Below are 18122 nucleotides of genomic sequence, written 5' to 3'. Positions count from 1 at the left end.
AACAGTAAGCGTCGGCATGGTTCTAGCGAACAGATGTCACCGACAGAATATGAAAACCAGTATTATCAACGGCTCGGAAGTGTCTAGATTATCCGTGGCGATTCACTTTGCCATCATATCTAAGGGGTAGGTAAATCGCTACCGTCCTTTATTGAAGTTGTAAATTATGCCACCAGGCTTAAGTTGCTTCTGTATTACTTGCAACGCAGCGTTCTGCATTTCATTAGCAAGTGCGCGCCCCATAGCATCTCCAGAACTGGATGTTTGGGTTGTTACGGAACCACCAGCATCGACGTTAACCGTGGTGTTGATAACCGGGGCCATACTGCCTCCGCCTTGGGCACGTACACCCAACCGCCCGGCAGAATCCCGAGTTAGCGGCATGATAGCTTCTTCACCAGCCTCTGCGAAAACACCGCCTTTCGCAAACTTCGATGCGCCCTGGAAGGTGAAATACTGAGGCGTATCGTAAACACCGTTAACGTACTTACTGAGCCCGGGCGAATCATAAACACCGCCTTTAGCGTTAAAAGTTAGGCCAGCGGCAGCGTTCGCGTAAGATCCCCCTGGTGTGCTCCCGCCTTTGCTGCCACCGCTTATCCAGCCCATCGCGGCCTGCACCGCATAGGCAACCATCAGTCGGTTTGTCACCTCGATAATCATCTTAAGCATCGATTTGCCGAATTCTTTTATTGAGGCTTTTCCCGTCGTCATTAGGCTGGTTAGCATGTCAGATAGGCCTGTCAGCGTGGAGCTAGCCACGTTCTTCACTGCGTCATAGGTGTTGGTAGCGGCATCCAAATATTCATTCCATCCAGCAACAGCCCCAGCTTTCCAATCGCCGCGCAGCTTATCCTCTTCAGCGTAATAATTTCTGAGGGCTACCAGTTCTTTCTCATAGCCAGCATCATCAAGCTTACCACCACCGTTGAGCCAGCCTTGGCGGAGTTGAGCCTCTTCCATCATGCGCTGGCTCTGACGACTGCTTAGGCCAGCACTGCCACGCAACGCTTCTGTCTTTTCCGACATCTGCGTGACGTATTTATTCGCCTGCTGCGCCAGGCCGTTAATCTTCTGCTGCGCCTCTACTTCCTTGTTCTTCTGATCCACCACCTTGGCGGCGTTGAGGATGGCCTCACGGTTCGATAGAAGAGATTTCTCCTGTGCAGTCAGCGCGCGGTTTTTGGCAGACTCATCCAATTCAGCAAACCGTGATTGCTGTTTGCTGAACTCGGTATTTTTAGCGTGCAGATCGCCGGTCTGGCGTAGGGTTTCGAGCGTTTCCGTAAGGGTCCTTGCCTGGGCGCGGTAGTTTTCCAGTGTGCGATCGCCTGCATCCAGCGTGGCTTTTGCCTCTTTGGTCTTTTTGGCTGAGTCTTGTGCAAGCTTAGAGACTTCGTCTCTCGATTCTCGACTTGTTCCGCCATCGCCTTTTACGTTGGCCCCTCGCGCTTCAGCCTCATAGTTTGCCTGTGCGTTAGGCGCAGTGACGCGCTTCCAAAGCTCGTTATAGCGTTTTTTGTTCGCCTCAATCTCTTTGTCCGCTTCCGCTCCAGCCTTTTTCATTGCCTCAACGTCCATGCCGAGGAAATTAGCCAGCGCACCGCCACCCGGGATTTTGTCTGCCCAGCCAGCGATGGTGCTGGTGAACTTGGCGTCCAGAGAGGTGATATTGAGGAACAAGTCTTTGATCGAGGACTTAACCAGTTCGAAGATATCGATGATCTGGTTTCCCCAAGCGCGCACGGTAACACCTATCTCACCAAAGGTGTCAGAAGCGCTCTTCTTCAGGCTTTCCCACGTTCGACCGATATTATCGGTCGCGTTGTTGGTCTCCTCTGCGCGTTTTTCCATGACGCCAGCAAACAGGTTAATGGCTTCGGTTACAGCCGCCTGCTCACCCTTCTGCTTACGAAGCTGGATGATGTGCTTAATCATAGCCTCATCAACGAAACCATATTGCTCATTGAGGCTGGCCAGCCCCTTAACCGGGTCGCTGACAATTTTTCCGAAGTCGGCCATTGCCGTTTTGGTATCGTTTCCGGCCTTACCCATGAGGGTGATGGCCGTTGCGATCTGCTTCATCTGGCTGGCGGTATATTTGCCAGTATCGTTCAGTGTAACCAGCGTATCGACGGTGGAACTGATCGATGTATTCGTCTTGCCGGCCACCTCCTCAGCGGCTTCGTTGAGCTGCTGCATTGAAGCGAAGCCAGCACCTCCCATCATGATGACCGAGCGAGCTACCTGGTCGAATTGCTCTGATGAATTGTATGCCGCGGCAGCCAGCAGGCCGATCGTACCAATCAAACCACCAAGTGCGATCATGGTTGGGTTAATCATCCCAGCCATACTGCGGATGTATTCGCCGACACCGGACAGCGCCCCCTGAACCGATCCGAACTGGTCTTTAATTTGCCCGCCCTGTTGCAGCAGGATCAGGAACGGAGATTGGCCGCCAGCCAGCTGCGTAGCGATATCGGTGAACTGTGCCGGAAGCGTACGCATCGCTGCGCTGTACTGCCCAACGGAGATTCCAGCGCGCCGGGCAGCAGCTTCCTGCCGGGATAGCGCCTCTGGCAGTACGTCAGCGACACCAGAGAGGCGCTCACGCGTCTGGTTAAGGATTGTGTTGAAGTGCTCGAACTGCGCGCCGTTAATGCGGCCTGCTTCAAAATGGGCCACCAGCTGTGCGTGCTGTTCATCCAGTGAGTTGAACGCACGGATTGTCGGGTCGATGGAACCCAGCAGGTTCTTTAACGCTGCGGACTGCTTCTCTGCCGCCTGGGTAGCGGCTAATTCGGCCTGAGCGCGAGCCGCGGCTTCTCCGGTGTCGGTCAGCTTGAGACGGGTGTCGTCCAGGATTTTGTTGTAAGCCTGAAAGGTCTCGGTATCCAGGAAACCTTTGGCCTGAAATTTCCGCAGTGATTCTTGCTGCTCATCCAGGCGGTTTAAGGCCTTGGTAACCGGGTCGATATTCTCCAGTAACCCTTTGAGCGCGTTCTGCTGCTCCTTGATACCTTCACTGCCCTGTTTCGCAGATTCAGCACCAGCGCGGAACACACTATTCAGATCATCGGCTTTATCTACGGCGCCCGCCGCCGCCTCGCCGAGCCTATCCAGTTCATTGCTGGCTGTTTTCAGGTCGGATACATCGGCCCGCAAAGTAATCGAGGCGATTTGGTCAGTCATTATTTCGTCTCCTTATGCATTACCTTGAGAGCCTCACTTTCCATAATCTGAAGGTCAGCCATGCAGGTCGCCGCATCCTCAACCCCGTGTAACTCGAACATCCAGGGGAGAACATTATAATCAAGGCCGGTCGCCCCGCTCGCGCCGACGCGCCACTGAGTTGCCAGGGCAGAGAAGATGGTGAAAGACTTCCACACAGAGGGCAGGATCCCCACCTCTTCCTCCACGTCCTCAGGCGTCAAACCAAAAGCGCTCAGCTCCGCGAGCGTCGGACCCGGCGTATACAACGCTGCGGCGACCTGCCTCAGTTTTTTTCGCGAATCCCCATCAGCTCTTTGGTGTACGCCATGCCGATGCTGTCAAAAGCACGCGGATAGTTTTGCAGAAGGACAATAACGTTTTCGCGGTTGAACTCGTCCGGTAGAGCCCATCCTTCGACAATTTCCATGAGGTAGTCAGCTTGCGGCTCGATAACAGCCTTTTTACCTTCCGCAGCCTTTTGCATCTTCGCATCCATGGCACGCAGCTCTTCGAGCGTCTTATGGCGGAAAGTGAACGTCAGCTTGCCGTCTTCGGCGCCAGCGCGCGGAATGCTCGCGGTCACAGAAAAGGTTGGGTTTGGGATCAGGGAGAATTGGGTCATTTCGATTCCTTAAAAATGAAAAACCCGCCGGAGCGGGTCTTAAATTGGATAATGGTAATTGTACAACTCGCATAAAAGCCAACCTGCAATTAGCGGCTCTCAGCCTCTGAGATCTGTTGGTAACTACTTGTTATTTTGTCCATCAAAGATTTTTCGATTTCAAATGTGAAGCTTTCTCCAGTTGTAACACTGACAACGCATTTAAAATCTTTGGGGTTGGCATTTTGTTCTTTTAAACCCAATGCTATTTTTTCAATCCATTCAGAGCCACCATCAATATCTATCCATAAAGTTGCCTGTTCTCCATAATCTAATTTTTGAGGCAGCTGCATTGATAATGGTGAGTGGAACGGTTGATAAAACGTAATATCTTTTTTGAATGTCCAATTTATAGCTGTAACTTTTACGGTATAAAGCGCAAGATTTGTAATAACAATCATCACCCCTTTCTTTTGATAGGGTCCTTGCCACGTTACACCAACATTTATACGGCAACTGATATGTGCCTTAGGCTTTTTTAGACCCAGATGCAAAGATACACACACTGCCAAAAAGGTCGCTATTCCAGCAACCCATGTACCTATCATTGACCAAAATGCCCAACTAGCAGCATCCTGAGCGGCCTTTAGAGTGGCCAACGCCATCACTTTCTCATCCATAAAAACCTCACTTTTTTGGATGAGTATATTCGAAAGCACTTTAACAGGCACACCGCGGAGAGCTGCTGGAACACCTTTGTATGGAGGTATATAAATAAGCCCGGCGTACCGGGCCTGATTGGTTAGCTGATCGTGACAGTACACGCAGCAGAGGTGATGGTTTTGCCCGCGGCATCGGTGACTTCACAGGTATAAACGCCAGCATCACCGGATGCGACGGACGAAATGTTGAACGTCGATGCGGTTTTGCCCGGAATAGCGGTGCTGCCTTTCTTCCAAACGTAGGTGTAAGGTGCTGAACCGCCCTTCATTACGACTGCCAGATCCAGCGCTGCACCTGTGGCAACCGACTTGGTGGCCGGCAGGTCAGTCAGGAACGCCAGAGGCGTCACGGATGAATCGGCGATCGGGTAAATCTGCATGTCCGATTCGAAGTTCATGCGCGCCTCGTTACTTTCCACGGCGTTGATTTCCGTGCGCGGCACGCGCTGGAACGATACTTTGGCTGAGTAGAAACGATCGGCTTTGCCGCGTGGGTTATGGAACCAGACCGCGGTGGTGTCGCTGGAGTCATCCAGGTCAATGAGGCGTTTGTAGATCGCCAGTTGAGGGTCATGTGCAAAGGTGTAAACCTGAACCACTGCGTTTTTAAACGTTGGGATGGTGCGCGCTTTGTCATCTTCCAGGAACTGCACGCTGATGGTCTGCTGGTCACCACCTTCAGTTGATAATGTCATCACCTGAGGCATGGTGATCCATGAGTCGATTTTACGCAGCGTGCCCGCGCCAGTACCTGCCGGGAATTTGGTGGTGTCGGTAGTATCGAATGCTTCCAGCACGATTTTATTACTGGTCACCGATTTTACGCGCAGCACCATGTTATCGAGCTTTAACCAGCCGGAACTCACCTGAACTACGTCACCGGCCAGAATGCCGGAGGCCGATGCAACGGTCAGTTCGCATTCCGTCGCGTTAGAGGCTGCGGTAAAGGTGATTGGGGCTTGATAGGCCTTGGCCACGTTCACACGCGAGCCGTTAGGGATTGCGAATGCCATAGCACTCTCCTGAATTTAGGTAATAAAAAACCCGCCAGATGGCGGGTCAGTAGTCAGCGCGGTACTGCATGCTGACGGGAATGGTGTAGGTTATGGAGCCACTGGACCCGTTGGGCGCCGAGGTTGGCCGGTCCTGGATGGGTTGTCTCACCTGCGGCGGCCCGTTGATGTAAACCGTCAAATCACCGTCCATCAGCGGCAGTCCCTCAGGGAATGCATCTGCCACCGACTGAGCCAGCCCCCTCGCCTGGCTCACGCCTGAGCCTGCGGGAGTAATGATGTTTACCTGAAAGATCCCCTGATAGGTACGCATCAGACCTTCTATGTCCTGACCTACAGTTTGTGCAGGTAAAACATAAACACGGGCGTATGGCGCATCCGGTGGATCAAATACGATATTCGGCCAGGCGATCGGCAAGCCGAGAGAGGCCGAGATTATGGCTACCCGGCTCTCCAGCAGGTCAGCTATTCGCATGGACTGATCACCGACCATTGCGTACCTCGCTCATTGCCTCCCGGAAATATTGCGCAGCATCCAGTGCGATCAGTCCGACCATGCCGCCGGGCGCCTGATTCGAATGACCATTCTCCAGCGCCTGGGCATATGGCAGGTTATTGGTAAAGTAAATCGAGTTCACCTGCCCCACCCGGAACACTTCGAGCACCGCCAGCCCGCGGGTGTTGGAACCCTGCCCGGAAGCATCTGGGGTATCGTGCGTCTCTGTAGGCTGGCTGTCGAGACCCACATACCAGTTATTTTTGAATCGCCCGCCGACATAACCCTCTGGCTTTTTGATGTCCATCGAATCGTTGACACGCAGGCCTCGCCTGAGCCGCCCTGCTTTTGTAAGGTTGGCCGGATCATCACGTAGCGCCGCGTTATGCTCTCGCACCGCGGTGTTATAGGCTGATGCCGTCTGGTTTACCTGCCAGATTTCTGGCTGCCCGACAGGTGACATGTCCACCAACCGCCCGAGGATTTTGATACCCGTCCGGCGGACCGCCTCCTCAATCTCCTGCTTTGAACCATCTACGAACAACTGAATGGCAGCCAGGAACGGCTGATTTGCAGAACTGGTCATAATCAGGTTCTCAGCTGGATGTTATAGGAAATCAGCACGTCTGCGGGCTTAACCGGATTCGGCTGAACTACGCGCCACTTTTTGCCGTCGATATCAATGAGGTCGCCAATGCGCACTTCCGTTTCAAACGTGGCCGCCAGTTTCTTATCGCCCGTAGCAATCAGTGAACCGTCGACTTCACGCGTGGAGTATTCGGTGATAACGCCGGTAACGGTCGCTGTAATTGGCTCGGTGATAACCTCTTTCCCGTACTGATCGCGGGTGGTAGTACCTCCGCGAGTCAGTTGGTAGGCTTTGCCGTTCTCCGTCAGCAGCCGCGTTGCCGTGGCGCGCATGCGGCGATAGTCGATTGCCATGCTACCCCCTTTCGATCCGGACCTGGTTGCCGCCCACCACAAGCCCGCGCAGCGAGGAATAGAACCAGGGGAATGATGGAGTGGCCTTATTCGTTCCCGGCTCGTACTGCACAGAGACCGCCCCCTGTACGCTCTCAGCTATGACCGCGCCGCCACCGGAGACCGACGGCGTGAGGTCAATCTCCTGCGACTCGATAGCCAGGCGGCATTGGGCATCAATCAGGCGCTGTGGAATAGCATCATCCGGCAGGTCCACACCATCGAAGCGTACGCCGGAGCGCGGCCAGGATAGAGGCTGAGATGCGCTGGAGCGCTGACCACGCCAGGTCCTTCCTTCCAGAAAGTCCATAGCCTGCATCAGCATCTGGCTGCATTCGCCATCTTCGGCAGGTATGGTGTATCCGCGCGCGGCGGCAAAGACCCGCAAGTCGGACACGCTGGCGTAGCTGTTAAAGTCCGGCGAATGGGGATCGGCAACCAGCATGGTTATTCCTCCAGACGCCAGTCCAGCGCCAGCCAGTTATCCACTTCAGCAGGGTGAACATCAGCGCGCAGCGGACCGCCGGGAAACTCTGGGATATCACGCACCATGACCACCAGCTCAATACCTGGCTGTTCCTGCTGCTGTTCCTGCTGCTGTTCCTGCTGCTGTTCCTGCTGCTGTTCCTGCTGCTGTTCCTGCTGGGCAGGGTTATTATCAGCAGCCTGCTGAGCTGCAAGCTTTTCCGCGTCACGCTGAGCGCGCTGTTCTCTGGTTAATCCGGCCATTGGGCCTCCTGAAAAACAAAGGGGCCTAAGCCCCCTGGGTTAACCCATGATGATGGCGGAATGGCGTGGCGCCACGGATGCCACACCCCATGCCAGACCCACTTCGTAACGCACCTGACGGTACTGGCGGTACAGTGCAACCTGGAAGGTGATGCCAGATTTCGGGTCGGTCACATTCATGACGTCATCAGCAGTATCGCCACCTTCAGGCATCGCCGGGGTACGGCTGGCCAGCAGGAATGCCCCACGGTCAAACGCCATGTTCGGGGTGAACTCACTGAGTACGGTGACGGCCGTCTCGTCTGCCAGGTCTTGACGCAGGCCCGGTGAGCTGATGGTGATGCTGGAGGACGTGGCCGCAACGACCAGATACTGGTTGTCGTCACCATCGAACTTCACCGCGGTACCAACCGCAATACCACCAATTCCGGCGGAGATGGCAATGATGATATCGCCTTCTTTTTTCGCACCGTTGACCTTATAGCCCGCAGCGGTGCTCTTCGCGGTGCGCTTGATGCTGAACGACTCATGGAGATTGAAGCCCATGATGCGACCGATAACGCCTTCACGCAGCAGCTGGTCGGTTCCTGCTTCATTCGCTTTGAAGAGGACGGCCTGTTTACCGCGGATGGACGCCATCGCTTCACCGCCAAGCACCATACGTAAATCGGTAGTTGGCGCGCCGTTATCCGTCAGAATCTGGCGGGCCAGTGCAGCATCAGACAAATCGTCTTTAACACTGAACGGGGTATCTTTCGGCGTACCAACTGCGCGCGAGGAGTTGAAGTACAGCGCGGCCAGATCAGCATCAACTTCGTTGGCAAGAGCACGAAAAGCCTGTTTGAACTGATCTGCCAGGATGGTGTTGTAGGTTCCTGCTGGGCCAAGCGCCAGCTGCTCTTCACCATTCCATTTCACTGGGGCCATTTTGGATTTGGTGATTTTTACATCCACACCGCCGATAGTCTGATCACCAGAATTAGGTGCAGACGGCCCTGGAACGATATCTTCAGTAGTGGCCGGAGGCGCGACTGGTGCACGCACGGTCTGGTCTTTGGCTGCTGCATCTGCTTTCGCGTCACGCGCCACCGCAGGAATAAAACCAGTTTGCTCGCGGGACACTACATCCAGCGCGGTATAGATGGTCGGGATCAGACCAGTAAGGGTATTGCCTGCCATTTATGGCTCCTTTCGATTTAATCGACGATGCTGACGCCGTCTTTCAGTGCTGATTGCTTGCCAGCAGCGTCCAGGGAATCAAACGCATCGCGTTTCATGGTTTTCTGCCCGGCCTGATGCTGCGACTGGTGAGAACCACCGCCGCTGTTGCCGGACGCTTTGAGGATGTAGTCTTTCTGCGGGTGCGACTCGACCAGAGATTCCAGCGCTTCATCGAAGCTGGCCAGCTCGCCGGGCTTGGTGCGAGAGAACACCTTATTGCCCTGGCCGTCGTAAGCCACAACCTTGCCGTCTTCGATTTTGAAGTTCTGCCCGAAGTACGAACGCACGAACTCACTCGGGATCGCCATCTTCTCGGAAATGAATTTGGAGCCACCGAAGCGCCCGCCAATCATCTCGTCGTACAGTTGGCTTTCCAGTTGCTGATTTTTTCCGTTCGCTTCGTCGAGCTGTTGCTGGAAGACCTTAGTGATCTCCGCCTTTACCTGGTCAACGGCGCCAGCATCGATCAGTTTTTTCTGGTCGATTTTGGTCATCATCTCCAGGGCTTCGAGCGCCTTGGCCGGGTCGCTGATGCCAGAGAATTTCGCGAGGTTGGCTTCCGCCGCTTCCTTCGCTTCACGGTGAGTTTTCGCCTCGCCATTCAGGGAAGTGATTTTGTTCATCGCTGCGACCGCATCGAACGGGATCTCCTTGCCGTCGTCATGGACGTACACAGGCATACCATTTTCAACAACCACATTTCCGTTAGCATCAAGTTTGAGTTTCATTGTTTTTGCTCCAGCCTTCCGGCCATACGTAATGGGTCATCCGACCCGGGCACCGCGTCGCATCCGCTCAGCGGCAGGCATAAAAAAAGCTGCCCGAAGGCAGCCTGTTAGATAAATTCGATGGTTATGTCACCGCGCAGCTTGCGAGAGTAAATCTCATCCCGCTTTCGCTTGTGGATCCGTAGCGGGTGTGGATGAATACAGGCGATACCACGTTTGACATCAGCCCATATACAGCTCTTTATCTCATTGCCATTAACGAACACCCTTCGCCTTCCGCGACCATCACCAACGTAGTGAAAATCTTCGTTACGCATACCCTATTCCTCAAACGCCGACGCATCCACGCGGCGCAGTTCGTCCAGGGTCAAAAACTCCCCGGCGTCATTGAACATCTCAGGCACAGTGGTTTTGCCGTCACGCAGCAACCGCGCGCGAGTAACGCCCAGCACCTGTTCTTGCCGTGCGTACGGCTGCCTGACGAGCCATTCGGCATAGCTGGTATGCGATGGCACCTGTCCATCCATCGAAGCGCGTGTGGCGCTGCTCAGTTCGCCAGAGGCTATCTGCAATTCCTCCCACGATTTAGTGATCAGAATTTCGCATGAGCGACAGCAGAAATGAATTTTGCCGGGCCCGCGCAGATATGGGATTGCATGGCCCAGCGGCTTACCATCGAGCGAATAGAGTTTGCGATCTCGGATTATGCACCACTGGCTGGTATGGGTGTCCAGCGTCGAAGACCACTGCTTGGCCTTTACGATATCGCTGTTGGCCAGTGCAAATTCCTGGCGCGCTGTAGCGGCCACATGGTTCACCGCCGTGCGGGTTACTACTGCAAGGTCACGACGTGAAACATTTATAACCCCGTCCTGGCGGTGGAGTTGCGGCGTGCCGGCGACCCGCTTCACAATCTGCTCGACGGTTTCACCCTGAAGAAATCCGGTGCGCACGGCACTGGTAATTTTTTCCAGCCGATCTGATTCGAGTTTCTTGCCCCACTCTTTCAGCAATCTCCCCTGAAAAGGTTGCGCCACCGCAGAGGCGTAGACCTGCTCTGGAGCAATGCTTTGCAGCGGGACGTGCTTAAGCACCTGGCCGGGAATGAGGCTGCTGAACAGGTCAAACTGATACCCGGTCTCATAATCAGCGTAACGAGTCAGTTCGCGCATCAGAGCAGCATTGACCGGTTCGTAGGCCTGCTGGTTTAGCTCCCGCACACCAGCCAGTAGCGATGCAAGGCGGCGCGCGCTGTAGGTGTCGGCACGCTTACCCTCCAGCAGCACCAGCATCCGGGCAGCCAGATCAGCATCCATCCTGTTAAGAAGCGCCACCATTCGCCGGGCAACGCCAGTGCCGTAGCGCGTCACGTAAAGCCCGTGAGCTATTGTCTCATCCTGCAACCTGTCGTTTACCGAGCGAGCCATATTACACCTCGCCAGGTGGCGGTTCAGTTAAAGATGCTGACTCAGCAAGTAACTCGCTCAGAACTACATCGGGATCAGCGTCGGCATCAATGAGGTTGAGTTTTTGCAGGGCTTTGATCGCATCGATACGACGAAGGTCACCGCCCTGGCGCAGCGACTGAATGGCCATCGCCGCTGGTGGATTAAACTCTTTCGACTCGACATCCAGCTCGGTGCGTACGTCAACGTTGCCGCCTTCCGCTTCCCCGATGTACTCAGCCATGATTTGCAGGATATTGTCGATCGCATCTTCCAGGCTTGTCGCCATGGTGTAGAGCGGTGACTGCTCCTGCATTTTCTCTTCAGAGGTCTGGTCTACCGACTTGGTAGAAGTATTTTCGGTGCGCAGCAGCTTCGCACCTGCCTGTCGCATTTGCTCCACCAGCTCTGCCAGCGACTCTTTGCCAGCACCGATGGAGGAACCTGTATGCTCGACGTATTCCAGGCCCTGCCTTTGCCGATCGGAGAATGACGTGGCAGAGGATGAGCCAATCACCAGTTCTTGCCCCTCTTCCAGCCCGAACACCGTGAGCAACGGCACCCTAGCGACATGCAGAATGTTGTCCTGCTCGCTCTGGCTCTGCCAGTGCTTAATGTTCAGCAGGGCCATATTGAGCAATGGAGGTGAACCACACATAAACCCGGTGCGTTTGGTGTAGAGCGTAACCAGAGTGATATCCTGGCGGGATGTCTGCCACTCCTCGAATAGCGCCCAGTTCGCGGCACCGTCAGCATCTTTAGCCTTGCGGTAAATTTCCACCTTTCCAGGTGTCAGGTACCGTATTTGCTCGACCTTGGTCTGCCCGAAGTCGTCGCCGTCTTCGACCACAACCTCTTTGATACGCAGCGCAGTCAGCACCACTTTGCCGTCCACCATTTTCGACTTCCAGCCAATTACCTGGCGTGGATTGAGCATGGTGACATAGGGGCGCGCGCCGGTAGCTTTCTCTTCAGCTTTGGTTTTCACCTTTTCGGTGTCCACCCTGGGATAATCCACCAGCGCGTGGGAGAGGCCATACTGCATCGCCAGACCGAAGAATGCCTGTGCCCATACGTCCAGGCGCGTCCCTTCAAGGTCGAAGTTTTTCGCATACTCTCGCAGCTGATCCGGCACATTCTCGGCAAGCTTAATAGGCTCGGCGAATACACGCCCGATGTTTTGCTTAATGGTCTCTTCGTAGGCTGGCAGAAGCGTGGCCACGGCCAAACGTTTTTTGTAGTCCTCCCTGTCTTCTTTCGGCCAGCGCGGTAGATATTGCTCGCCCAGCTGTCGCATATAGAGCGTGCCGCCCATCAGGGCATCGTTGATATCCCACGCCTCGACCATGTTCCCATAGTCCAGATTGGGTGTTGAAATGTCAGGCATGGAGTTAGAGCCTCAGATTGGTGACTTTGCCGACTCTCTTCGGCGGTGAATGCAGAACGGCATATCGGGTAGCATCCCAGTCGTGATCTTCCTGTTGGGTATCTACATCGTCGGGGTTTTTACTGTCGCGCACGAGTACCGGCACACGGCTGATCCAGCCACGGCAGTAGTCGAATACGTAAAATGCAGGTTTCTCCGGGATGCCGGATTCCAGTTTCTTACCTTCATTGACAGCTTCGAGCATATCGGCAAACAGAGCGGCGCCGTTAACGCGCGATCCCGGCTTTTTGTTTGCCTCAAGCCATTTAACGCCCTGGGACTCCATCTTCTGCGCAATGGAGAGTTCATCATCGCCTGTATTGTAAATGGCGCTGTCAGCCGGGCCCGGTGTAACCTTCTTGCAGATGCCAGGCATGATGTTCAGTTGCCCCTGCGTCACCCCGTTAAGCTTGATTTCGTCAGGCTCAGCAAGTTCATCGCCCACCAGCCGTTTATCTACCCAGGCAACGCCCTTAGCGACGTTTGTTGATGACATATTCAGGCCTTTGTTCAGCTCGTCCGGTGGGCAGCCGTACCACTCGCCAATAAGAATCAGCGTCCCAGCAGGCGGGCAGAACTGGCGGCCATCAGGCAGTTCTGCGGCGGTTCCGTCGGATCGTGCCCACCAGAGGTTGGAAAACGGTTTCGATTCGCCCCAGTCATGCGAGCGGTCGACCGTCCAGCTATCCGGTATGCGGAATGGCTTGATGACATGATGCGAGGCATTCCACAGATGGTCGAAACGTCCGCCGCTGGTAACATCCCACGAGCCCTCAACCCACGCCTTACGGCGATTCGGGTCTTTGATGGCCATCAGCGTTGCGATGTACTGCGGATCGAGGTACGGGTTCTCTTTGAACGAGCCGTGAATCGCAACGCGGGTAAGCGTGACGTCCTCTTCCCGCTCGGTCTGCGGGTTGAACACCTTCTGTGTTTCGCGAATGATAGTGCCGCGCGGCGCCGGCTCAATGAATCGTTTTTTTACCCAGGTGTGGCCGATGCCGAACGGGTTTGTGGTGCTGAAAGTCTCCAGCGGGATCGGCTTAAGTAATGAACCATCTTCCAGCGGGTAATTCTCTGGCCGGAACGATGAGCGCCGGCAGGAAAACATCATCTCGTAAAACTCAGATGACTGCTGCTTGGTCAGTTCGTTGAAACCGATGAACGGGAATTCCTGCCCGTGATAATCCCAGTAATCGCCCTCCTCCTTGCCGAAGCGAAACAGGAGTTCTTCTCCAGTCGGCCATACCCAGCGCAGCTCGGATGCTGACGCCAGATAGCGCGCACCGTCATTAAATAGGCGATACATACGCTTCGACTGGGTGATGATGTCGGTGAGGTTTTTATACTCGGTATCGAAAATGACACCGCGCCAGAACGAGCCGTAGCCCAAACCAACCAAGCGACGAAAGCGCGCCAGCTGAGCAGCGGTCTTGCCCGGCCCACGCGTGCCCTCGTAGAGGATCTCGTTACACGGGCAGCTCAGGGAGAGCGATTGCGATCCCGGCAGAGGTTTCCAGACGGCTTTGTAATTCATCCACCCAGAACCTCGCTCTGTTGCTTCTGCGCTGCTGCTTCCCAGTCGTCTACGTTATCGCAGGACGGTACCGGCATAATGCAGTGGGTTGCAGTGACCTTCTGCTCCACCTGCTCTTTGAAAGCCATCACATCTACGTGCTTCCCGAGCAGCTCGAGGTTTTTTACTTTATTCGGCCACTTAATTTTCTTAAGCAGCCCGACCATCTCACGTTCTTCTCCGCGGCCTTCGAACATCTCAGCTACATCGAAGCCGCTAAGATATCTCCGCCAGGATGAAGGCCACTCGCTTACTGGCCTCAGAGTCATGTCGTCTTTGAGGATGTCGAGCACGTCCATCTGGTCAATCTCAACGAGACGATTCAGGACATATGTCGCATTTATGCCAACCAGATCATTGCGTTGCGCTTTAAGTTCGGCAATTCTGGACTGGATGTCAGGTTTTGACAGGTTTTCGGACGCAGTGCGGTTAGCAGTCTTAGCGCTGTACCCCGCCCGAATAGCCGCTTGCGTGGCGTTTAAATCGATGAGGTACTCGCGACAAAACATCTCTTGCTTGTCGGTGAGTGCCATTTTAATACCTTTGTGAGGTGCTGATGGGGAACGTGAAAATTTACGCTGGCTTGGTTAACGGCGACCTTATGCCAATCATTGAGGATAGAACCTCTGAAGAAATCGTTACTGCCTTCACAGGCGATGACACTGGCGCACCATCAACATCTGTGACGATTGAGGTGATTACCGAAAGTGGATCAAAAGTCAAAATTTACATACCAAATAGTTCAGCTCAGGCAAGTGTATCAGTGGACGGAAAACGAGTTTAAACTACAACAGTTAACCGATGCTGAAGTACGCTCCAGTCCGGTTTCGTCATGCATAATCCTTATAACGCTTTGAATTGATAAGGGACTAATATGATTCAAAATTTATTGTTGGAAGCAATAAACCATGAACGAATGCATCAAAAATTGTACGAGCTTAATACTTACTTCTACAACCGTAAGCACGAAACTCAGATACGTGATGAATTAGTAGTTATCATAAATCAGATAAGTTCGGTTATTGCTATAAGTGAGCATCCAAAACTTAGAACTGGCGCTGTAGATTTATCGATCTATGAACGGCCATTATCTTGCGAAGACGAATGCAGTATTGCAACAATAGAGTTAAAGCATCACTATCCAAAAGATTTACTATATGAACAGGTGCAAAAAGACATTATCACAGACCTCTCAAGGTCCGTTGTTTCACAAACATCTCATTTTGTTCATGTAATTCAACAAAGAACCGTTTCTTCCCATCCCAAAATTGGGAAAGTTAAGTTCCTCGAACGCGATGCCGATAACATATCACCCTATGTGAAAACCCTAGAAGAATTGGCATGTTTCCCACAAGATTGTCAGAAAAAATCAGTTTGCATTGAGGTGCATGGAACAGTGATGTCCACATATACGTTCAACATTTACACCTTACGACTGAACACATCACCGTTTACCAATTTAGGCTGACGTCGTGACATCTTGCCCGTGAAGGTTTCGCCTGTTTGGGTGGTCAGGGTGATTTGGTAGATGCTGGACATGATTTAGCCCTTCAGGTTGAAGCCATTAAAAAAGCCACTAGGATGGAGTGGCCTTTGTGATGGCAATCAAAGCCATGCCAACTAAGGGGATGAGGGCTACGCCGTCAATAATGATTCATGAAATGAGCTTTGCATTCTTCATCACATGCAGCTGGGTTAAGCGGACCCAACCGTAAATAGCCGTTGATTACTATCCACGTCGGGCAGTTGCCGTACTTTTCAGTAGAGACCTCCTGTTGGGCATGAATTACAGCGTAGAAATCTGCCGCAGGGAAATCTTGAAAAATATCGTACTTATATTTTTCCCCATCTGAACTCTCGAAAATAAGCGTAGAAATAAGCTTAGCGTACTTCATGATGCCTCCTTTTTTGTGAAGGATCAGATTATTACTTAAGCCATTATTTTAAAAGCATTATCGAAGCCCCTCAGTGAAGAGCTTCTGTAACGACCTACTTATTTTCGGTCTGCTTATCCCATTCCTCGCGGAACTTGGATGGGTTGTCGAAACCTTCACTGCACTGGTTAGTTTTCATCACTTTGCCCCCGATTCTTTTGTTTTCTGGCAGTTCACCTGCCACGCTTTGTTATGCGCCAGGATGTCTTTCTTCGTCTGGCGGTCCAGAACATCCCAGTCGTGATCCGTTCCGTATATGGGTTTAACCCAGTCGCAAGCCGTGTCCACTACTTCAACCTTTAAGGGTCCAGTTGTCCCGCAGCTCGCGATCAACATCGTCGCCAGACATATGGTTAACAGTTTGCTGTACATTGCTGGCCTCTTTCGTTGCTTCTACCCGGCGTTTGGCTACTGCTTCAGCGGATGCGGCCTTTTCTTCTGTGCGCTGCCGGTCTGATTTTTCTTCAGCCTGTTCACGCCCGCGAAAACGGCCCAGACCAAAGGCACCAAGCACCATCAGGATCGCAACCCCGATTGCCGCCAGTACAGATTTGAGTGTCGTCATAGGCTCACCCGCTCGCGCATCCAGCCATAAACAAATGATTCGTTAGCCGGCCGCTGCTCTGCCAGCTCAAGATAACGCTGGCCCTGGCTACAGTTCAGTGCGCGAAGCAATATGATTTCCCCTTCGCCGCCTCGTTTCTCCAGGAAGGACTTTAGCGCGCTGATGCTACGTGGGCCGATTTGCCCGTCGGCGATCAGATTCGGATAGAACTGCTGCTGGTTATTGAAAACGTTCAGCCAGCGCTGAAACCATTTAACCTGCACCGATGGCCCCATGTTCACACCGGTATCGCAAAGTTCGGCGGCAATAGAAGGGGATACTTCTGCCACCTGGTCAAAGCGCGGGCCATACCAGTAATCAGACTCAAGGATCGCCAGAGCCTGCTCACGAGTAAGATTTCGCATATCACCGGTATAACCATGCGCGCGGGCAGTTGCCTGAGTAATTCCCAAGTTCGTTGGCCCGCCCTTATCATTCGGGTGATCAACATAACCGCCCTCTTTGCCGAGGATGGTGTTAAAGATATCGTCTTTGGTCATGGCTATTCCGTAATGATGACCTTCGCCAGGTTCCCGCGTGCCAGCCACACCGCCATGCAGATGACGGAGTTAAGCAGCAGATCGCCTAGATTAACCTGAACGTAGTGGCCGAGAAGAATGTTGAAGGCGTTGAATCCGGCGGCAAGGATGACCAGGTAGGCCAGCACCGCGACACTCAGGCGATGACGCTTTCCCTCTTTCCGGAAAAACATCAGCCTGACCATGATTAACAGGCAAACTATGGCGTTTGCATCCATCAGAAGAAGCTGCCATGTCATTTATCTTCCTCCCCCAGCCCCGGCATCTTCCCGCTTTTGGATTTGCGGAGAATACGCAGCAGGACTGCCACGGAAATGGAAGCAGTGACAATTGCACCGACAGCTGGCGATACCTCAATGCTGGCCGGTGGCTTCATCAGGCTTAACGGCGTGTTGATGATTCCGGCCATGATTTTCGCCATGGGAACGGAGAAGAACACGCCACTGATAAACGATATCAGCGCAAAGATAGCCTGCTTCCAGAGTTGATGGGGATCTGAGGTCAGAACGTATAGCGCCGTTCCGGCGAGTGATCCGAGCATCACTGCTGGAGTCGCCTCCGGAAACAGCGTGGCAAAGGTTACACCGACTGATGACGATGTAAGACCAACGCCTACGATAGTGAAGGTCTCAGACATATTTATTCCGTGTGTAGTTGGTTCAGGCCCTCGGGACGATTTAACAAGTAGGCGTGTCGATGATGGTTCCCGGAGCCTGAAAATAAAAAAGCCAGCGACAGGCTGGCAATGTGAGGGTAAGGCAATGTCGGCTCTCTGGCCGTAAATACCCTGGCTGGGTTTGGCTCGCCTGGCTGGATTCGAACCAACGACCAACCGCTTAGAAGGCGGTTGCTCTTTCCTCTGAGCTACAGGCAAATAAAAAGCCCCGCACAATG

At 53.5% G+C, this 18122-nt stretch carries 25 protein-coding genes and 1 tRNA gene; 2 read left to right on the top strand and 24 right to left on the bottom strand.

Features of this window, described 5'->3' with window-relative positions; genetic code table 11:
- Positions 1–138: 138 nt before the first annotated feature.
- The 17 genes from ACOTX1_RS22450 to ACOTX1_RS22370 form a co-directional block, all read right to left on the bottom strand.
- A complete protein-coding gene (locus ACOTX1_RS22450) occupies positions 139–3192 on the bottom strand; it encodes a phage tail tape measure protein (protein ID WP_232969753.1) in 3054 nt (1017 codons plus the stop codon).
- Positions 3192–3479 (bottom strand): DUF1799 domain-containing protein, encoded by a 288-nt coding sequence (locus tag ACOTX1_RS22445; RefSeq protein ID WP_022651625.1) that lies wholly within the window; start codon positions 3477–3479, stop codon positions 3192–3194. Before ACOTX1_RS22445 ends, ACOTX1_RS22450 begins: the two co-directional genes overlap by 1 nt.
- A 17-nt stretch (positions 3480–3496) precedes the next feature.
- On the bottom strand, positions 3497–3835 hold the full coding sequence (locus ACOTX1_RS22440; protein WP_045892367.1) for a phage tail assembly chaperone: 339 nt from the start codon (positions 3833–3835) through the stop codon (positions 3497–3499).
- Positions 3836–3924: 89 nt separating this feature from the next.
- The gene (locus tag ACOTX1_RS22435; protein WP_131657237.1) at positions 3925–4494 is read right to left on the bottom strand and encodes a hypothetical protein; all 570 of its coding nucleotides are present in this window, start codon (positions 4492–4494) and stop codon (positions 3925–3927) included.
- Between the two features lie 122 nt (positions 4495–4616).
- Positions 4617–5549, bottom strand: coding sequence for a phage tail tube protein (locus ACOTX1_RS22430; RefSeq protein ID WP_022651627.1), 933 nt, complete (start codon positions 5547–5549; stop codon positions 4617–4619).
- Between the two features lie 46 nt (positions 5550–5595).
- Positions 5596–6042 carry a phage tail terminator-like protein gene (locus ACOTX1_RS22425; RefSeq protein ID WP_045892365.1) on the bottom strand — a complete coding sequence of 149 codons (447 nt, stop codon included), beginning with the start codon at positions 6040–6042 and terminating at the stop codon, positions 5596–5598.
- Positions 6032–6631, bottom strand: coding sequence for a hypothetical protein (locus ACOTX1_RS22420; RefSeq protein WP_232969751.1), 600 nt, complete (start codon positions 6629–6631; stop codon positions 6032–6034). The genes ACOTX1_RS22425 and ACOTX1_RS22420 overlap by 11 nt, the downstream gene beginning before the upstream one ends.
- Positions 6632–6633: 2 nt before the next feature.
- Positions 6634–6987: a hypothetical protein gene (locus ACOTX1_RS22415; RefSeq protein ID WP_063862893.1), complete on the bottom strand. Its 354-nt coding sequence runs from the start codon at positions 6985–6987 to the stop codon at positions 6634–6636.
- Position 6988: 1 nt separating this feature from the next.
- Positions 6989–7471 (bottom strand): DnaT-like ssDNA-binding protein, encoded by a 483-nt coding sequence (locus ACOTX1_RS22410; protein WP_045626288.1) that lies wholly within the window; start codon positions 7469–7471, stop codon positions 6989–6991.
- Between the two features lie 2 nt (positions 7472–7473).
- A complete protein-coding gene (locus tag ACOTX1_RS22405) occupies positions 7474–7755 on the bottom strand; it encodes a hypothetical protein (RefSeq protein WP_063136209.1) in 282 nt (93 codons plus the stop codon).
- Positions 7756–7794: 39 nt separating this feature from the next.
- Entirely contained in the window at positions 7795–8934 is a 1140-nt protein-coding gene (locus ACOTX1_RS22400; protein WP_232969750.1) for a P22 phage major capsid protein family protein, read from the bottom strand.
- A gap of 17 nt (positions 8935–8951) precedes the next feature.
- On the bottom strand, positions 8952–9704 hold the full coding sequence (locus ACOTX1_RS22395) for a DUF6651 domain-containing protein (RefSeq protein ID WP_059596207.1): 753 nt from the start codon (positions 9702–9704) through the stop codon (positions 8952–8954).
- 107 nt (positions 9705–9811) lie between these two features.
- Positions 9812–10021, bottom strand: coding sequence for a hypothetical protein (locus ACOTX1_RS22390; RefSeq protein ID WP_059596206.1), 210 nt, complete (start codon positions 10019–10021; stop codon positions 9812–9814).
- 3 nt (positions 10022–10024) lie between these two features.
- Complete coding sequence (locus tag ACOTX1_RS22385; protein WP_232969749.1) at positions 10025–11131, bottom strand: hypothetical protein; 1107 nt, start codon at positions 11129–11131, stop codon at positions 10025–10027.
- Position 11132: 1 nt separating this feature from the next.
- A complete protein-coding gene (locus ACOTX1_RS22380; RefSeq protein ID WP_063613867.1) occupies positions 11133–12536 on the bottom strand; it encodes a DUF4055 domain-containing protein in 1404 nt (467 codons plus the stop codon).
- 4 nt (positions 12537–12540) lie between these two features.
- The gene (locus ACOTX1_RS22375) at positions 12541–14112 is read right to left on the bottom strand and encodes a terminase (RefSeq protein WP_048218138.1); all 1572 of its coding nucleotides are present in this window, start codon (positions 14110–14112) and stop codon (positions 12541–12543) included.
- A complete protein-coding gene (locus ACOTX1_RS22370; RefSeq protein ID WP_232969748.1) occupies positions 14109–14684 on the bottom strand; it encodes a terminase small subunit in 576 nt (191 codons plus the stop codon). The genes ACOTX1_RS22375 and ACOTX1_RS22370 overlap by 4 nt, the downstream gene beginning before the upstream one ends.
- 32 nt (positions 14685–14716) lie before the next feature.
- Here ACOTX1_RS22370 and ACOTX1_RS22365 point away from each other — a divergent pair, with 32 nt between their 5' ends.
- Together ACOTX1_RS22365 and ACOTX1_RS22360 are read left to right on the top strand one after the other, a co-directional pair.
- Positions 14717–14935 (top strand): hypothetical protein, encoded by a 219-nt coding sequence (locus ACOTX1_RS22365; RefSeq protein ID WP_126501490.1) that lies wholly within the window; start codon positions 14717–14719, stop codon positions 14933–14935.
- A 90-nt stretch (positions 14936–15025) separates the two neighbouring features.
- Positions 15026–15619, top strand: a complete 594-nt coding sequence (locus tag ACOTX1_RS22360) for a hypothetical protein (protein ID WP_058691318.1) — start codon at positions 15026–15028, stop codon at positions 15617–15619.
- A gap of 175 nt (positions 15620–15794) precedes the next feature.
- Here ACOTX1_RS22360 and ACOTX1_RS22355 read toward each other — a convergent pair whose 3' ends face one another.
- The 7 genes from ACOTX1_RS22355 to ACOTX1_RS22325 all read right to left on the bottom strand — a co-directional run bounded on the left by ACOTX1_RS22355 (position 15795) and on the right by ACOTX1_RS22325 (position 18102).
- Entirely contained in the window at positions 15795–16046 is a 252-nt protein-coding gene (locus ACOTX1_RS22355; RefSeq protein WP_137041944.1) for a hypothetical protein, read from the bottom strand.
- A gap of 177 nt (positions 16047–16223) precedes the next feature.
- The gene (locus ACOTX1_RS22350) at positions 16224–16373 is read right to left on the bottom strand and encodes a hypothetical protein (RefSeq protein ID WP_039268941.1); all 150 of its coding nucleotides are present in this window, start codon (positions 16371–16373) and stop codon (positions 16224–16226) included.
- A 4-nt stretch (positions 16374–16377) separates the two neighbouring features.
- Entirely contained in the window at positions 16378–16650 is a 273-nt protein-coding gene (locus ACOTX1_RS22345; protein ID WP_219356294.1) for a hypothetical protein, read from the bottom strand.
- The gene (locus tag ACOTX1_RS22340) at positions 16647–17189 is read right to left on the bottom strand and encodes a glycoside hydrolase family 108 protein (RefSeq protein ID WP_137041942.1); all 543 of its coding nucleotides are present in this window, start codon (positions 17187–17189) and stop codon (positions 16647–16649) included. The genes ACOTX1_RS22345 and ACOTX1_RS22340 overlap by 4 nt, the downstream gene beginning before the upstream one ends.
- Before the next feature lie 2 nt (positions 17190–17191).
- Positions 17192–17467 (bottom strand): phage holin family protein, encoded by a 276-nt coding sequence (locus ACOTX1_RS22335; protein WP_137041941.1) that lies wholly within the window; start codon positions 17465–17467, stop codon positions 17192–17194.
- Positions 17464–17865, bottom strand: a complete 402-nt coding sequence (locus ACOTX1_RS22330; protein ID WP_001514183.1) for a putative holin — start codon at positions 17863–17865, stop codon at positions 17464–17466. Before ACOTX1_RS22330 ends, ACOTX1_RS22335 begins: the two co-directional genes overlap by 4 nt.
- A gap of 161 nt (positions 17866–18026) precedes the next feature.
- A tRNA-Arg gene (locus ACOTX1_RS22325) sits at positions 18027–18102 on the bottom strand.
- Positions 18103–18122 lie beyond the last annotated feature (20 nt).

The sequence above is a fragment of the Enterobacter cloacae complex sp. IR5401 genome, assembly GCF_049238425.1.
Taxonomy (GTDB): Bacteria; Pseudomonadota; Gammaproteobacteria; order Enterobacterales; family Enterobacteriaceae; genus Enterobacter; species Enterobacter hormaechei_C.
Note: the sequence above shows the minus strand (reverse complement) of the source record. Positions and strands in the feature narration are given on the sequence as shown.

What these genes read in the sequence shown, in the direction of transcription:
- ACOTX1_RS22450 (WP_232969753.1), bottom strand. Translation starts at nt 3,192, where the DNA reads ATGACTGACCAAATCGCCTCGATTACTTTGCGGGCCGATGTATCCGAC.
- ACOTX1_RS22440 (WP_045892367.1), bottom strand. Translation starts at nt 3,835, where the DNA reads ATGACCCAATTCTCCCTGATCCCAAACCCAACCTTTTCTGTGACCGCG.
- ACOTX1_RS22435 (WP_131657237.1), bottom strand. Translation starts at nt 4,494, where the DNA reads ATGGATGAGAAAGTGATGGCGTTGGCCACTCTAAAGGCCGCTCAGGAT.
- ACOTX1_RS22430 (WP_022651627.1), bottom strand. Translation starts at nt 5,549, where the DNA reads ATGGCATTCGCAATCCCTAACGGCTCGCGTGTGAACGTGGCCAAGGCC.
- ACOTX1_RS22425 (WP_045892365.1), bottom strand. Translation starts at nt 6,042, where the DNA reads ATGGTCGGTGATCAGTCCATGCGAATAGCTGACCTGCTGGAGAGCCGG.
- ACOTX1_RS22420 (WP_232969751.1), bottom strand. Translation starts at nt 6,631, where the DNA reads ATGACCAGTTCTGCAAATCAGCCGTTCCTGGCTGCCATTCAGTTGTTC.
- ACOTX1_RS22415 (WP_063862893.1), bottom strand. Translation starts at nt 6,987, where the DNA reads ATGGCAATCGACTATCGCCGCATGCGCGCCACGGCAACGCGGCTGCTG.
- ACOTX1_RS22410 (WP_045626288.1), bottom strand. Translation starts at nt 7,471, where the DNA reads ATGCTGGTTGCCGATCCCCATTCGCCGGACTTTAACAGCTACGCCAGC.
- ACOTX1_RS22405 (WP_063136209.1), bottom strand. Translation starts at nt 7,755, where the DNA reads ATGGCCGGATTAACCAGAGAACAGCGCGCTCAGCGTGACGCGGAAAAG.
- ACOTX1_RS22400 (WP_232969750.1), bottom strand. Translation starts at nt 8,934, where the DNA reads ATGGCAGGCAATACCCTTACTGGTCTGATCCCGACCATCTATACCGCG.
- ACOTX1_RS22395 (WP_059596207.1), bottom strand. Translation starts at nt 9,704, where the DNA reads ATGAAACTCAAACTTGATGCTAACGGAAATGTGGTTGTTGAAAATGGT.
- ACOTX1_RS22390 (WP_059596206.1), bottom strand. Translation starts at nt 10,021, where the DNA reads ATGCGTAACGAAGATTTTCACTACGTTGGTGATGGTCGCGGAAGGCGA.
- ACOTX1_RS22385 (WP_232969749.1), bottom strand. Translation starts at nt 11,131, where the DNA reads ATGGCTCGCTCGGTAAACGACAGGTTGCAGGATGAGACAATAGCTCAC.
- ACOTX1_RS22380 (WP_063613867.1), bottom strand. Translation starts at nt 12,536, where the DNA reads ATGCCTGACATTTCAACACCCAATCTGGACTATGGGAACATGGTCGAG.
- ACOTX1_RS22375 (WP_048218138.1), bottom strand. Translation starts at nt 14,112, where the DNA reads ATGAATTACAAAGCCGTCTGGAAACCTCTGCCGGGATCGCAATCGCTC.
- ACOTX1_RS22370 (WP_232969748.1), bottom strand. Translation starts at nt 14,684, where the DNA reads ATGGCACTCACCGACAAGCAAGAGATGTTTTGTCGCGAGTACCTCATC.
- ACOTX1_RS22360 (WP_058691318.1), top strand. Translation starts at nt 15,026, where the DNA reads ATGATTCAAAATTTATTGTTGGAAGCAATAAACCATGAACGAATGCAT.
- ACOTX1_RS22355 (WP_137041944.1), bottom strand. Translation starts at nt 16,046, where the DNA reads ATGAAGTACGCTAAGCTTATTTCTACGCTTATTTTCGAGAGTTCAGAT.
- ACOTX1_RS22345 (WP_219356294.1), bottom strand. Translation starts at nt 16,650, where the DNA reads ATGACGACACTCAAATCTGTACTGGCGGCAATCGGGGTTGCGATCCTG.
- ACOTX1_RS22340 (WP_137041942.1), bottom strand. Translation starts at nt 17,189, where the DNA reads ATGACCAAAGACGATATCTTTAACACCATCCTCGGCAAAGAGGGCGGT.
- ACOTX1_RS22335 (WP_137041941.1), bottom strand. Translation starts at nt 17,467, where the DNA reads ATGACATGGCAGCTTCTTCTGATGGATGCAAACGCCATAGTTTGCCTG.
- ACOTX1_RS22330 (WP_001514183.1), bottom strand. Translation starts at nt 17,865, where the DNA reads ATGTCTGAGACCTTCACTATCGTAGGCGTTGGTCTTACATCGTCATCA.